The organism is Sphingobium sp. EP60837 (genome assembly GCF_001658005.1).
GTDB classification, from domain to species: Bacteria; Pseudomonadota; Alphaproteobacteria; order Sphingomonadales; family Sphingomonadaceae; genus Sphingobium; species Sphingobium tyrosinilyticum.
In genome coordinates this window covers 355,126-369,120 of sequence record NZ_CP015986.1, presented here as the reverse complement: position 1 = coordinate 369,120, position 13,995 = coordinate 355,126, and the positions used below count along the sequence as shown (strand labels likewise).

Below are 13,995 nucleotides of genomic sequence, written 5' to 3'. Positions count from 1 at the left end.
GGGCAAGATAGTGGCGATGCAGGTTCTTTCGGTCGCGTCCGAAATCTATCCGCTGATCAAGACGGGGGGGCTGGCCGATGTGGCGGGGGCCTTGCCGGGCGCGTTGGCGGAACATGGCATAGGCGTGCGGACGCTGGTGCCTGGCTATCCTTCCGTTCTTTCAAAGCTGGGGAAGACGAAGACCGTTCGGCGCTATGAAGCGCTGTTCGGCGCTTCCGCCGCGTTATTGGCTGCGAAGGTGGGCGAGTTGGACTTGCTGGTGCTGGACGCGCCAGACTTCTTCAAGCGGGAAGGCGGGCCTTATGGCGACCTAAGCGGGACCGATTGGTCCGACAACTGGCGCCGCTTCGCCGCATTGTCGCGGGTCGGCGCGGATATAGCGGAAGATGGCGTGAAGGGCTGGCGGCCCGATCTGGTGCATGCTCATGATTGGCAGGCGGCGATGACGGCCGCCTATATGCGCTTCGGCCCGGCTCATAGAGTGCCCAAGGTGGTGACGATCCACAACCTGGCCTTTCAGGGCCGGTTCGGCGCGGATGTGTTCGCGGGCCTCGGGCTACCGCCTGAAGCGTGGGGAATGGACGGCGTCGAATATTATGGCGGGATCGGCTATTTGAAGGCCGGTTTGGTGTCTGCCGATGCGATCACTACGGTCAGCCCTACCTATGCCGATGAGATCAGGTCGCCGACGCAAGGCATGGGGCTGGACGGGTTGATCAACGGGCGTGCTGACCGGCTGCACGGCATATTGAATGGTATCGACACGGCAATCTGGGACCCCGCAGCCGATGAGTTGATCGCGCGGCGCTATACGAGCAGGGCGTTGGGCGGGCGAGCGGCCAACCGGCGGGCGCTGGAGAAGCATTTCAGGCTGGACCGGGACGATGCGCCGATCTTCATCATCGTCAGCCGACTGACCTGGCAGAAAGGCATGGACCTGGTCGCCGACGCCATCGATCATTTGGTGGGGCTTGGCGGCAAACTGGCGGTGCTGGGGGCGGGCGACCATCCGCTGGAGGGGGCTTTCCTGTCTGCGGCCGAGCGGCATCGCGGTCGGGTGGGCGCGCATATCGGCTATGACGAGCCGCTGTCGCATCTGATGCAGGCAGGGGGAGACGCGATCCTCATTCCTTCTCGCTTCGAGCCGTGCGGACTGACCCAGCTATATGGGCTGCGCTATGGCTGCGTGCCCGTGGTGGCGCGGGTCGGTGGGTTGGCCGACACGGTGATCGACGCCAATGAGGCTGCGGTTGGAGCGGGGGTCGCGACGGGCGTGGTGTTTGCGCCATCCGATCCGCTGGCGCTGCATGGCGGGATCGCGCGGACGATCCGGCTGCATGGGGATAAAGCCGGTTGGCAAGCGATGCAGCGGGCAGGCATGCGGTCTGACTTTTCCTGGACGCATAGCGCGGCGCAATATGCCGGACTGTTCCGTTCGCTCGTGCAGGGCGCGGCGTGACGGCAGCATTTGGCGCGCAGGCTGGCGAGCGCGGCACGCATTTTCGGGTACGGTCGCCTGATGCTACGCAACTGTGGCTGTGCCTGTTCGATGCCGGGGATCGCGAGACCCGGATCGCCATGGAACGGGATGGTGAGGAAAGTTGGTCGCTCGATGTGCCGGGCGTCGGCGCGCGCGCGCGCTATGGCTTGCGCGCCGACGGACCTTATGAACCGGGGGCAGGTCTGTGGTTCGACCCAGCCAAGCTGCTGCTGGACCCCTATGCGCGGGCGATCGATCGGCCCTTTGTCTATGATCCGCGACTTGCCGCGCCCCGATTGGACGGGGTCGACACGGCGGCGTTGATGCCAAAGGGGGTGGTGGTGGAGCCGCTGCCCAAGGTCGATCTAGCGCCGCCTATGTTCCAGCGGGGCGGGCTGATTTACGAATTGCAGGTGCGCGGTTTCACGATGCTGCATCCCGATGTGCCGGAGGCGCAGCGCGGGACGGTAGCGGCGCTTGGGCATCCCGCGATCATCGATCATCTGCGGCGGCTGCATGTCAGCGCAGTGGAATTGATGCCCATCACCGCCTGGATCGATGAGCGGCATCTTGGGCCGCTGGGGCTTCGGAACGCCTGGGGCTATAATCCGGTGAGCTTTTTCGCGCTCGACCCTCGACTGGCTCCGGGCGGCATGGCGGAGCTGCGCCGGGCGGTGGAGGCGCTGCACGCGGCCGGGATCGGCGTGATCCTGGACATGGTCTATAATCATGATGGGGAAAGCGATGCGCTGGGGCCGACGCTGTCGATGCGCGGCCTGGATGCGCGGGGTGCGTTCCGGCATGCAGGCGATGGGCGGCTGATCAACGACACCGGCACCGGCAACAGTATCGATTGCAATCATCCGGTGATGCAGGAGATGATATTGTCGTCGCTGCGCTATTTCGTGACAGAGGCGGGAGTGGATGGGTTCCGTTTCGATCTGGCGCCCGCGCTGGGGAGGATGCCCCAAGGCTTCGACCCGGATGCACCATTGTTGCGCGCAATGCGGGACGACCCAGTGCTGAGCGACCGGGTGATGATCGCGGAGCCATGGGACATTGGGCCCGGCGGCTATCAGCTGGGGCGGTTCGGCGAGCCGTGGATCGAATGGAATGATCGCTATCGGGATGATGTGCGGCGGTTTTGGCGCGGGGATGCGGGGATGCTGGGGCCACTTGCCACGCGGCTGGCTGGTTCTTCGGACCTGTTCGGCGGTGAGGGCAGCAGCAGAACCGTCAACTTCATCGCGGCGCATGATGGTTTCACCCTCGCCGATCTTACCGCTTATGAGCAGCGGCATAATGAGGCCAATGGCGAGCGGAATCGTGATGGCCATGGGGAGAATTTCAGCTGGAATAACGGCGTCGAGGGAGTGAGCGATGATCCCGCTGTCGCGGCCGCGCGGCGGCGTGACGTCAAGGCTCTGCTGTCCACGCTCTTCTGTTCGCGCGGGACGATCATGCTGACGGCGGGAGACGAGTTCGGCCGTAGCCAGCAGGGGAACAACAATGCCTATGCGCAGGACAATCCCATCGGCTGGGTCGATTGGGCTGCACGCGATGCAGAGATTGAGGAGCATGCCTTCACCATGGCGGCGCTGCGGGCCTATCGGACGGAGCTTGCTGATCCTGCATTGCTGACCGACGATGATGTGGAATGGCTGGACGAGGAGGGGCGGCCGCTCAGTCCGGTACAATGGGAAGAAGCCCGGCGCAGGCGGCTGGTGGTGCGTTACCGCAAGTCGGGCTTTACTCTGTGCATCAATGGGACGGACGAGAGCTGCCTGTTCAGGGTCGGGGGCGAGAATCTGGAAGTGGCTGCGCGATCGGTCAGCTGTCTCGGCTGAACAGGAACGCGGTCGATTTCGCCAGGCCGTTGGAAATGGTGGCGAGGGCGCAGGCGCCGCCGGGAACTTGGCGAACGCCTGCACGGTCAGTGACTTGCGCTACCGCTTCGGCAAGCTGCGTCATGCCGTGCAGGCGACCCTCCCCAAGTGCTCCGCCGCCGGTGTTGATCGGCAGCTTGCCGTCCAGATCGCCGTATCCGTCACGCAACAAGCCCAGCCCCTCTCCATCGCGGCAGAAGCCCATGCCCTCCAGCCAGGTGAGGACCAGCACGCTGAAGCCGTCATAGAGTTGAGCCGTGTCCACATCGGCGGGGGTGAGGCCCGTCATGTCCCACAGCCGGCGGCCCAAAGCGCGCGCACCGCTCCACATGTCTTCCAGGTTCATCGGGGTGCCACTTGCGCCCTGATAGGCGGACGCGGCGAAGCCTGTAAGCAGGGCGGGCGGCTGGCGCAGGTGGCGTGCCCGCTCGGCAGAGGTCAGGATGAGGGCGCAGCAGCCATCGACGGGTATGTCGCAGTCCAGGATGGAGAGCGGGTCGGCGATCATGCGGGCGTCGATATAGTCCGCTTCGGATAGGCTCTTGCCGCGCCAATAGGCGTGGGGATTACGCTGGGCATTGGCGCGGTTGGCGGCGATATAATGGGCGAAGTCGCGCCGGTCATAGCCATGAAGCTCGAAATAGCGACGCAGTACGACTGCGGCCCATGCGGGTGGCATGCTGAAGCCGTAAGGGGCGAGATATTGGTCAGTCCCCACGGCATGGGCCGTGTCGAAATTGACATAGCGGCCCTCCGGCACATGGAGAGACCGATAGACCAGGACATGATCGCAAAGTCCCGCGATGATCGCCAGAGCGCTGTCGATCAGGCTCTGCGTCACCATGCCGTTGGTGGAGCCGATCCATTGGACCCGGCCCGCAGCGCCCAGCAGGTCAGCGAGATACCAGGGGGTGACGATGTCGATCCCTTCATCGACGCCTTTCCTGCCGCCATAGCGAGGCATGGAGGGCGATGTGGCGATGCCATCCAGGTCGCTGCGTAACAGCCCCGCGTCGGCAAGAGCGGCGTCGCACGCCTCCAGCGTCAGCGCCGCGAGTGTCCGGCCGGAGCGCCGCTCAAGCTTGCTGTATCCGACGCCAGCGACCGCCACCTTGTTGCGATGCGCCCACATCGATCAGCGGCCCGCCGGGCGGAACTGGACAAGTGCGCACTGGTCGGTGATATTTTCGAACCAAGCGCGCAGGGGCATGCCGATGCGAAGCGCGGCGGGATCTGCATCGACAAGGTTGGTGCTCATGAGGAGCCCAGGCTGCTCCTCCAACTCGACGACGGCCAGGATCAGCGGCAGGCGATCGCGGAAACCCGGAGCCGGTGCTTCATGCAGCACTGTCCAACTGTGGAGCGTGGCGCGGCCCGATACCGGCGCGAAGTGGAGATGGTCGCCCCCGCAGGCGCGGCAGGCGATCTCCGGCGGGTAGGCCATATGGCCGCAGCTGTCGCATCTTTGCATATGAAGCGCATGATCGCGCGCTGCTGCCCAGAAGGGGGTGGACAGCGTATCGGGGACGGGAAGGGGACGCTGGGTCGTGGCGGTTGCGGTCATGGTCCTGCTACTTTCCCTCAAAGAGAGGTGGCCGCTTTTCGCGGGCGGCGGAGAGCCCTTCCTGATGGTCGCTCGTCGTGGCCATCAAAGGTTGCATGTTGAATTCCAGCTCTAGAAACTGATCGAGCGAGAGGGCATGGGCGGCCTCGAACTGGCGCTTGGCCATGCCGATCGCCAGCGGGGCCCCTGCGGCGAGCGATCGGGCGAGAGTCAGCGCTTCGTCCATGAGGGCCTGAGGTTGGACGATGTCGAGTAGAAGTCCGAGGCGCAGCGCTTCGTCGGCCTCCACCATGCGGCTGGAATAGACGATCTCCTTGGCGCGCATGACGCCGATCAGGCGGCTGAGCTGCCACACCGCGGCGGCGTCTGGAACATAGCCGATGCGGCCGAAACTCTGGCAGAACCGAACGCGCGGCGTTGCAAGGACGAAGTCACAGGCGAGCGCAATGCTCCAGCCCGCGCCTACGCAGGCCCCGTCCACGGCGGCCATCACCGGCTTGCGAATGGCGGTGATCGAACGGATCATGCGGTGCAGCCAGCGCATCCGGCGCAGGAAAGCCCCGGTGGATTGCGCGCCCATATCGCCAGTATCTGCCCCTGCGCAGAAATTTTCGCCCTCCCCGCGCAGGATGATCGCGCGGACTCCATCATCCTCCGCCAGATCTTCAAACTGACGCCAGAGCTGCTCGCGCATCTCCATGGTGAAGGCGTTCATCCGGCCGGGCTGGTCGATCGTGATGATGGCAACGGGACCATCCCTGGCGGCGCGAATGGTCATCGCACGGCTCCACTGGACCTGCCCATGGGATCCTCTCCTAAATATGTTCTTTGGTGCAATATTATGATGATCTGCCGTCGCTTGACAAGTCATAAATATTGCACGATGGTGCAATAAAAGATGCGACCCTTGAGGGCGCGAAAACAAGGATAGGACCGATGAAGGGAAGAGTTTCCGCTCTGGTGGCTGGCGCTGCGATTCTGGCGCTGGCCGAGGGCATCTCCTCATATTCGGCGCAAAGCGCGGCTCCAGCAGCGGCTACGGTCAACTGGTCGACCTATGGCGGTGATGACAAGGAGCAGCATTACAGCCCGCTGCAGGAAATCACTGAGCAGAATGTCGGAAAGCTCGGGCTGGTGTCATCCTACGACATCGACACCTTCGACAGCTATACTCAGCCGATCGCGGTCAACGGCGTCGTCTATTTCGCGGCGGGGCTTAGCGTCATTCATGCGGTGGATGCGCGGACCGGCAAACTGCTGTGGCAATATGATCCCGACGTGGCGAGCCAGCCAGAGGCTAAGTGGCGGCTCCGCGCAGGCTGGGGCACGCGGGGCATCGCCTATAAGGATGGCGTGCTATTCACCGCCACGCGTGAAGGGCGATTGGTCGCCGTCGATGCGAAGACGGGGAAACCGCTCTGGTCGGCCAAGACGCTGGATGAAGCGGAGAACGGCTATATCACAGGTCCGCCATGGGTAGCGGGGGACAAGGTAGTCGTCGGCTTTGGCGGCGCGGATTATAGCCCGACACGCGGCTATGTGACGGCTTATGACATCAAGACGGGCAAGAAGGCGTGGCGCTGGTATGTCGTGCCCGGCGATCCGGCTAAGGGTTTCGAAAACAAGGCGATGGAGGCGGCCGCCAAGACTTGGACCGGCGAATGGTGGAAGTTCGGCGGCGGTGGGACTGTCTGGCACGCCATGGCTTATGATGCGAAATATGATCGCATTTATCTCGGCACCGGCAATGGCTGGCCGTGGAATCAGAAGATCCGCAGCCCGGGCGGTGGGGATAATCTCTATCTTTCTTCGATCGTGGCGCTGAATGCCAAGACCGGGGAATATGTCTGGCATTATCAGGTGAACCCGGAAAACAGCCATGACTTCAACAATGCGATGGACATCGAACTGGCCGACATGATGATCGGCGGCAAGCAGCGGTCCGTGTTGATCCATGCGCCTAAAAATGGCTTTTTCTATGTCATCGACCGACAGAATGGGAAGCTGATCTCCGCAGGAGAGTTCGCCAAGCAGAACTGGGCGAAGCGGATCGATCCTGTGACGGGACGGCCGGAAATCAATCCGGAAGCCCAATATCCAGGGGGCAAGCCTTTCCTCATGTACCCCTTCCCCAATGGGGCGCACGGCGTGCAGGCCATGTCGTTCAGCCCCAAGACGGGGCTGAGCTACATCCCGGTGATGGAAGGCGGGCGCGTGTTTGTCGATCCGCCGAACGTCAAGGAGTGGCAGTATAAGCCCGGCATGTTCGTCAATACCGGCCTTGGGGCTCCTCCCGCCAATCTCGTGCCGCCGACCGCATCGAGCAAGCTGGTCGCCTTCGACGTTGCGAACAATAAGATCGCCTGGTCAGTGCCGCAACCCGGCGTGTTCAACGGCGGAACGCTGGCGACGGGCGGCGGGCTGATCTTCCAAGGCACCAATGACGGCAACCTCAACGCCTATTCGACCGCGAACGGGCGCAAGCTGTGGTCCTATCCGGTGCAGAACGGGATGCTGGCGGCGCCGATCAGCTATACTGTCGGTGGGAAGCAATATGTGAGCGTAATCACCGGATTTCGCAGCAGTTTCCCCAACTCGCCCAACTGGGACTATCGCCAGCAGCAGCGGCGGTTGCTGACCTTCGCCATCGGCGGCGTCAAGAAATTGCCCGCTTTCGAACCCGTGGACGAGCCGATCCAGGATGATCCTGCGTTCGTCATCGACCCGGGCAAGGCAAAGGTCGGAGCTGGCATTTATAACAGCTCCTGCGTCATCTGCCATGGTTCGGGGATGATGGCTGGCGGTGCGGCGCCTGACCTGCGCAAGTCGGCGGTTCCCATGGATGCGGAAACCTTCACCTCTGTGGTGCGAGACGGAGCGCTGATGGCGCGGGGCATGGGTTCATTCGCTCAGTTGACCGACGCCGAGTTGGAAGGGCTGCGCCACTTTATTCGTCAGCGGGCGCGAGAAAGCGCCCAGCAGGCCAAATGATGTTTCCCCTGGCCTGCCCGACCTCCCTGCGGGCAGCCGATGGCCCCGCTTCGCCTGGCGGCGGAGCGGGGCTTCTTTGTCAAGGTAAGCAGTCGCTCACCGGGAAATTTGCACGTTCATGCATTGTCGCTATTATGAGCGTCCGCATGAATTGGCGAGATAATGAGGACGACGCATTTTGACGACCAAGGACAAGCCGGTGCTGAAGGATGTGGGCGATCGGCCGCAAACCTATTCCAGCCCCGCGATCATCGAACGGCGCAAGCGGATACTGGAAGAGACCCGCAAGGTAATCGCTGAACAGGGCATCGCCGCGCTTAGCATGAACGAGATCGGGCAGCGTGCCGGGGTCGCCAAGCGGACCCTCTACAACGCCTTCCAGACCCGCGAGCGGATGATCGCATCGGCGATCCAGGAATATTTCGACGAATATGTTGGCAAGATCCCTTATTCGAGCGCGCCTGGAACGATGCAGCACAATCTGGAGCGCATGGTTTCCGTCGTCCAGCGCAATCGGAAAATCCGCAACTATATCAAAGCGATCATGGCGCTCTATTTCAGTTCCGACGTTGACCATGACATCTGGACGGCGATGCACTCGCCCGCGATCCACCATAACCGCCAGTGGATAGAGGTGCTGGAGGCGAAGAAGCAGCTGCAGCCCTGGGTGGAGGTGGACAAGCTGGTCGATGATCTGGTGCGTTTCGAATATGCGACGATCAATGACTGGGCGCAGGGCCGAATCCCCGATGACGAGGTGATCGTTAGGCTGGTCAGCAGTTATCTGATCTGCGTGCTCGGCGCGTTGAAGGGTAACGCGCGCAAGGAGGTCGAGACGCTGATCAAGGACATTGCCGAACGCGGAATCGATGCGCTGCCCGCGCCCCAGCGTAGCAAGGCCATTGCAGCGTGAATTTGCACATAGATGCAATTTTACTTGATGAGGAGGCGCGGGTCGGTTAGGCAGTTTCCGCGCCCCGAAAAGATGCGCGGAATGGAGAGCGAAGGATGAACGCGGTGAGCGATGCCCCCGAATTGCTGTTCGAACTGAACGACAGGGGTGTGGCGCACATCATCCTCAATCGGCCGCGCGCGAAGAATACCGTTTCCTTCGCCATGTGGGAGCAGTTTTCCGGGGCGCTCGACGCCCTGGAAAATGCGACGCCTGCGCGGATGCTGATCATCAGCGGGGCGGAGGGATATTTCAGCAACGGCGGTGATGTGAAGCTGCCTCCCGCGCGCGGTGAGGGCGCGCTGGCGCTGGCCGCGCGTCTGGAGATGGGGCAGCGGATCATAAGCCGGGTTCGGGCTTTGCCGATCCCCACCGTCGCGGCCGTAGAGGGCGGCGCCTTCGGCGTATCGTGGAGCCTTGCCATGGCCTGCGACATGATCTTCGCGGCGGAAAATGCGCGATTTGGTGCGCCGTTCCTGGAGTTCGGGCTGGTCCCCGATGGCGGTGCGGCGTGGTTTTTGATGCGCCAGCTTGGGCGGGCAAGAGCGGCGGAGATCATCTTTTCCGGGCGAACGCTGGATGCTGGCGAAGCATTGGCGCTTGGGCTTGTCAGCCGCTTGGTGACGCCGGGCACGGCGGTTGGCGAAGCGCTGGCGCTGGGGGAGACGATCGGCAGCGGTAACCGTCACGCGGTCGAACTGACGAAGCGGTTGTTCAATCAGGCCGAGAGCGGTGATCTGGCGGCAACCCATGCGCTGGAGCTGGTTTATTGCCACAGCTGTCAGGCGGGCGAGGAAGTACCACGCGCGCGGGAAAAATTCAGGGCTCGAGCGGCGGCCAAGGCTGCAGCAAAAGCGGCGCAGTAGGGGAGGCTATCCATGCAGTTCGACATGCGTGAGGTGCCGATGGTCACCCGTTACAAGATCGTCAATTCGACGATCACGCCGCGCCCCATCGCCTGGATCACCAGCCAGTCGCAGGACGGCATCATCAATGCCGCCCCTTACAGCTTCTTCAATTGCGTGGGCACGGAACCGCCGTTGGTGGTGCTGGGACTGCTCAAGGAACCTGCTTCGCGGGGCCTGAAGAATACCGCCAGCAACATCATCGCGACGGGTGAGTTTGTCGTGAACCTGGTGTGCGAAGCGGATGCGGAGGTCATGAACCTGTGCAGCGTCGATGCGCCCGCCGAGGTGAGCGAGATCGACTATGCGGGCGTCGAAACAGCCCCCAGCGTTGTTGTTAAGCCGCCACGTATCGCGACCAGCCCTGTGAGTTTCGAATGTCGCAAGGTCACGGCGCTCGACATCGGATCGTTCCAGACTGTGGTGATCGGGGAAATCTTGATGGCTCACATCAAGGATGAATTCATTAGCGATCGGGAGCGCGTCTACTTCGATACCCCCGCGATGAAATTGATCGGCCGCACCCATGGCAGCGGATGGTATGTCCGCAACAGCGACAGTTTTCAGATGGAGCGGCCGCGCTACGATCCGTCGCGGCAGGCGGGCGGGCGGACCAAGGCTGCGGAATGAAATCAAACCCGTAGTGCAAAATTACTTGCGCTTGGGTTGAACTGGTGTTTTTATACCCCTGAGCATTTTTCGCGGCCTGTGCCGGAGAGTGCGGCAGATAATATCCGTATAGATAAGGGGCGGTGCCGACCGCCTTAGGAGAGAATAGATGCCCGGTCCCCTGGATCATCTGACCGTCATCGAACTGGCGGAGCAGATGCCCGTCGCCATCGCCGCCATGCTGTTCGCCGATCATGGCGCAGAGGTGGTGAAGGTCGAGCCTAAGGGCGGCAACTGGTTCGCTCATGATTTAACGCGCAAAAGTTGGGACCGGTCCAAGCGCAGCGTTGAACTGGACGTAGGCGATGCAGCGGACCTTCAATCGCTGCGGGGGCTGCTGGGCGGGGCGGACATCTTCATCCATGCGCTGGAGGAGAAGGATGCAGCGGCGTTGGGTCTGGATCGCGAGGCGCTGGAGCGCGACTTTCCCGAACTCGTCGTCTGCGCTTTGACGGCTTATGGCGCCGATACGCCCTTCGCGGACCGGCCTTATGGAGAATCGCTGGCGGCGGCGCGGCTGGGCACGATGATCGACCGGTCCAGTTCCTTCCGGCCGGGCCCCGTCTATCTTGGGCATCCGGCGCTGCATTATGGCCAGGCATTCCTGAGCGTGATCGGGGCGCTGGCTGCGGTGCGGGCGCGGCGGCATATCGGCAAGGGGCAGCGGGTGGAAGCCTCGCTGCTTGATGCCATGATCGCTCAGTCGCCGATGAACAATTGGTGGCAGGAAGAGGGGATCAGTTACATCAAGGCAGGGGACTCGGGCGCGGTCGACCGCTTTGGGCGCACCCGGCTTGTCACCGGCATGTTCGAGTGTGGCGACGGTCTTTATCTGCAGATGCACACTGGCGGGCAAGGCGGTTTCAAGGCCGCGATGGACCTGCTGGGCTTTGGCGACCGGGTGCAGCGCGTGACGGCGCCCGAAATGTCCGTGCCGCTGACCGACGACGAATATAATATCGCTCGCGTCGAGATATTCGAGGCGTTCAAGACCAAGACGCGCGCAGAGTGGATCAAGCTGTTCCAAGCGGCGGATGTGGCGGCGCTGCCGGTGCTGGAACCGGCCGAAGTGCTGCTGGACGAGCAGGTGGAGTTTGTCGGGCAGCGGGTTGCGTTGCCCGATCCCGACTTCGGGACGATCTACCAGGCCGCGCCTGCTGTGCGCATGGCCAATACGCCGACGGCCGCGCCGCGTCCGGCTCCAGCGGTGGGCGCGGACAATGGCGCGCTTGGCGAGTTGATCGGGCGGCGGCGGGCTGCGCTTGCCGCGGACGGCAAGCCTTTGGAGCGGCCATTGGAGGGGATCAAGGTCATCGATTTCTCCTCCTTCTTCGCGGTCGGTTATGGCGGGCGGCTGCTGTCCGATCTGGGCGCGGACGTCATCAAGGTGGAGACGCCCGGAGGCGACCAGATGCGGCCGCTGCCCGACTGTTTCGATGCGGCCCAGCGGGGAAAACGCGACATCGTCCTCAACCTCAAAGACCCCGAGGCGCTGGAGGCGGCGCTAAGACTGGTCGCGGAGGCCGACGTGGTCACGCATAATCTGCGCCCCGGCAAAGCGGACAAGCTCGGCATCGGCTATGAGGCGCTTTCGAAGATCAATCCGCGCCTGCTCTACGTCTATCTCCCCGGCTATGGCTCCAAGGGCCCCAAGTCGCTGCTGAAGAGCTTCGCGCCGCTCGTGTCCGGTTGGACAGGCTTGCTGTACGAAGGCGGGGGGGAGGGCAATCCGCCGACCCGCGCCGTGTTTGGCAATGAGGATTATAATAACGGCTTCCTGGGCGCTGCCGGCATCCTCATGGGGCTGGAGCATCGCGCGATCAGTGGGAAGGGAGATTATATCGAGATTCCGCAGCTGCATTCGAGCCTGTGGACAACCTCGGAGCATTTCCTCGATGCCGACAAGAAGGTTGTTTACGGCTTCCGGCTCGACAAGGACCAGGCGGGGTTCAACGCGCTCGACCGGATTTATCGGACCACCGATGGCTGGTTGTGCATCAGTTGCCGCCAGGAGGAGCGTTTCGTCGCGCTGGCCAAGGCTGTGGGACGTGAGGAATGGCTGAGCGATCCGCGTTTCGCCGCGGCGCGCGACCGATCCGCCAATGATGCGGCGCTGATGGAAGCGCTGAAACCCTTCTTCGCGCAAAAGAGTAGCGAGGAAGCTTTCGCCCTTCTCGATGCGGCGGGCGCGCCTTGCGAAATCGCGCGGGAGACGAGCTGGGTCCGCGAGGCTTTGTGGGAGGATTGGGCGGTCGCCAGCAACCGGGTGATTGAGAATTTCGATTCCATGTATGGCCATGTCCGCCAGTTCGGCAGCTTCATGCATTTCAGCCTCACGCCGAGCTTCGCGAAGGGATCAGCGCCGCGCCTGGGCGAGCATACGCGGCAGGTGCTGCGCGAGGCAGGCTATGGTGAAGAACAGATAGATGCGCTGATCGAAAGCAAGAAGGCGATGCAGGCGGCGGACATCACGGGTCGCATCCAGTCGCGTGTTTCGGCGGCCTGACCAGATATAAGAGACAAGAGAGGAACCGGAAGGTGCAACTGAACCTTCGCTACGACATGAACCGGCCCGATTTTGGGGCGCCGCATCCGGTGCTCTACCGCACCGCGATCGAGCAGGCGAAATGGGCCGACAAGCTGGGCTTCACGCAGGTTTTTCTGGCGGAACATCATGGTGCTGAAGGGGGATATTGCCCTTCCTCGATGGTTCAGGCGGCCTCTATTCTTGGGGCGACCGAGAAGATCGTGGCGCATCTGTCGGCACTGGTGGTGACCATGCACGATCCGCTGCGGTTGGCGGAAGATTTGGCGGTGCTGGACAATATCGCGCCGGGACGGATTTGGCTGACGGCGGGCATGGGCTATCGCCCGCATGAGTTCGAGATGTTCGATCGCGACATCACCAAGCGGCTCGCCATCATGAATGAGGCGATGGCGACGTTGAAGAGCGCATGGACCGGCGAGCCATTCGAGTTTCGCGGGCGAACCGTGCGAGTGACGCCGGCCCCTGCGACGCCAGATGGACCCAAGATCTACATGGGCGGATCGACCGACAAGTCTGCGATCCGCGCCGCCAAGGGCGGTTATCAATATTTCCCGGGTCACCCCGACCTGTTTACGCTTTACAAGGAGGAGCGGGCGAACGCGGGCTTCGGACCGCCGGAGGAATTGCGCAAGCCTGCAGCGAGCTTCCTTTATGTGTCGGATGATCCCGATCGCGACTGGCCTCTGGTCGCGCCGCATATCGCCTATGCGACCAACACTTATGCGGAATGGGCCAAGGAGCGTGGCACCGGGCAGACCCGCTACAGTGCGGCGGAGACGGTCGAGGGCCTGAAGGCCATGCCCAATATTAAGGTGATGAGGCCGGATGAATGCTTCGCATATCTGAAGGAGCTTGGCGGGGGTACGGCTGTGACCTTCCATGCGCTGCTCGGCGGGCTTGATCCGGAAGTCTCCTGGCGGAGTTTGCGCCTATTCGAAAAGGAAGTTCTGCCGAGGCTGAGGGCCGAGCCGGGGCTGCTGGAAAATCCGGGAGAGTGAGC

Annotated in this window: 11 protein-coding genes; 8 read left to right on the top strand and 3 right to left on the bottom strand. The window is 62.8% G+C overall.

Features of this window, described 5'->3' with window-relative positions; translation table 11 throughout:
* Window positions 1–10: 10 nt before the first annotated feature.
* Both glgA and glgX read left to right on the top strand, forming a co-directional pair.
* Window positions 11–1,459, top strand: coding sequence for a glycogen synthase GlgA (gene glgA / locus EP837_RS01685; RefSeq protein WP_066528501.1), 1,449 nt, complete (start codon window positions 11–13; stop codon window positions 1,457–1,459).
* Window positions 1,456–3,327, top strand: coding sequence for a glycogen debranching protein GlgX (gene glgX, locus EP837_RS01680; RefSeq protein WP_066523958.1), 1,872 nt, complete (start codon window positions 1,456–1,458; stop codon window positions 3,325–3,327). Before glgA ends, glgX begins: the two co-directional genes overlap by 4 nt.
* Here the strand turns inward: glgX and EP837_RS01675 are convergent.
* From EP837_RS01675 to EP837_RS01665, 3 genes are read right to left on the bottom strand one after another with little or no spacing between them, the layout of a single operon-like run.
* Window positions 3,311–4,498 carry a thiolase family protein gene (locus tag EP837_RS01675; RefSeq protein ID WP_066523955.1) on the bottom strand — a complete coding sequence of 396 codons (1,188 nt, stop codon included), beginning with the start codon at window positions 4,496–4,498 and terminating at the stop codon, window positions 3,311–3,313. The genes glgX and EP837_RS01675 overlap by 17 nt on opposite strands.
* A 3-nt stretch (window positions 4,499–4,501) precedes the next feature.
* Entirely contained in the window at window positions 4,502–4,930 is a 429-nt protein-coding gene (locus EP837_RS01670) for a Zn-ribbon domain-containing OB-fold protein (RefSeq protein ID WP_066523953.1), read from the bottom strand.
* Window positions 4,931–4,937: 7 nt separating this feature from the next.
* Window positions 4,938–5,708 (bottom strand): enoyl-CoA hydratase/isomerase family protein, encoded by a 771-nt coding sequence (locus tag EP837_RS01665; RefSeq protein WP_066523951.1) that lies wholly within the window; start codon window positions 5,706–5,708, stop codon window positions 4,938–4,940.
* Window positions 5,709–5,866: 158 nt separating this feature from the next.
* On the opposite strand from EP837_RS01665, the gene EP837_RS01660 reads away from it, so the two are divergent.
* The 6 genes from EP837_RS01660 to EP837_RS01635 all read left to right on the top strand — a co-directional run bounded on the left by EP837_RS01660 (window position 5,867) and on the right by EP837_RS01635 (window position 13,993).
* Entirely contained in the window at window positions 5,867–7,921 is a 2,055-nt protein-coding gene (locus tag EP837_RS01660) for an outer membrane protein assembly factor BamB family protein (RefSeq protein WP_066523949.1), read from the top strand.
* A gap of 178 nt (window positions 7,922–8,099) precedes the next feature.
* Window positions 8,100–8,834 (top strand): TetR/AcrR family transcriptional regulator, encoded by a 735-nt coding sequence (locus tag EP837_RS01655; protein ID WP_225870563.1) that lies wholly within the window; start codon window positions 8,100–8,102, stop codon window positions 8,832–8,834.
* A gap of 95 nt (window positions 8,835–8,929) precedes the next feature.
* The gene (locus EP837_RS01650; protein ID WP_066523947.1) at window positions 8,930–9,739 is read left to right on the top strand and encodes an enoyl-CoA hydratase/isomerase family protein; all 810 of its coding nucleotides are present in this window, start codon (window positions 8,930–8,932) and stop codon (window positions 9,737–9,739) included.
* 12 nt (window positions 9,740–9,751) lie between these two features.
* Window positions 9,752–10,408 (top strand): flavin reductase family protein, encoded by a 657-nt coding sequence (locus EP837_RS01645; protein ID WP_066523945.1) that lies wholly within the window; start codon window positions 9,752–9,754, stop codon window positions 10,406–10,408.
* A 148-nt stretch (window positions 10,409–10,556) separates the two neighbouring features.
* Complete coding sequence (locus EP837_RS01640) at window positions 10,557–12,953, top strand: CaiB/BaiF CoA-transferase family protein (RefSeq protein ID WP_066523942.1); 2,397 nt, start codon at window positions 10,557–10,559, stop codon at window positions 12,951–12,953.
* Between the two features lie 32 nt (window positions 12,954–12,985).
* Window positions 12,986–13,993 carry an LLM class flavin-dependent oxidoreductase gene (locus tag EP837_RS01635; RefSeq protein ID WP_066523940.1) on the top strand — a complete coding sequence of 336 codons (1,008 nt, stop codon included), beginning with the start codon at window positions 12,986–12,988 and terminating at the stop codon, window positions 13,991–13,993.
* Window positions 13,994–13,995 lie beyond the last annotated feature (2 nt).

What these genes read in the sequence shown, in the direction of transcription:
- EP837_RS01675 (WP_066523955.1), bottom strand. Translation starts at nt 4,498, where the DNA reads ATGTGGGCGCATCGCAACAAGGTGGCGGTCGCTGGCGTCGGATACAGC.
- EP837_RS01670 (WP_066523953.1), bottom strand. Translation starts at nt 4,930, where the DNA reads ATGACCGCAACCGCCACGACCCAGCGTCCCCTTCCCGTCCCCGATACG.
- EP837_RS01665 (WP_066523951.1), bottom strand. Translation starts at nt 5,708, where the DNA reads ATGACCATTCGCGCCGCCAGGGATGGTCCCGTTGCCATCATCACGATC.
- EP837_RS01660 (WP_066523949.1), top strand. Translation starts at nt 5,867, where the DNA reads ATGAAGGGAAGAGTTTCCGCTCTGGTGGCTGGCGCTGCGATTCTGGCG.
- EP837_RS01650 (WP_066523947.1), top strand. Translation starts at nt 8,930, where the DNA reads ATGAACGCGGTGAGCGATGCCCCCGAATTGCTGTTCGAACTGAACGAC.
- EP837_RS01645 (WP_066523945.1), top strand. Translation starts at nt 9,752, where the DNA reads ATGCAGTTCGACATGCGTGAGGTGCCGATGGTCACCCGTTACAAGATC.
- EP837_RS01640 (WP_066523942.1), top strand. Translation starts at nt 10,557, where the DNA reads ATGCCCGGTCCCCTGGATCATCTGACCGTCATCGAACTGGCGGAGCAG.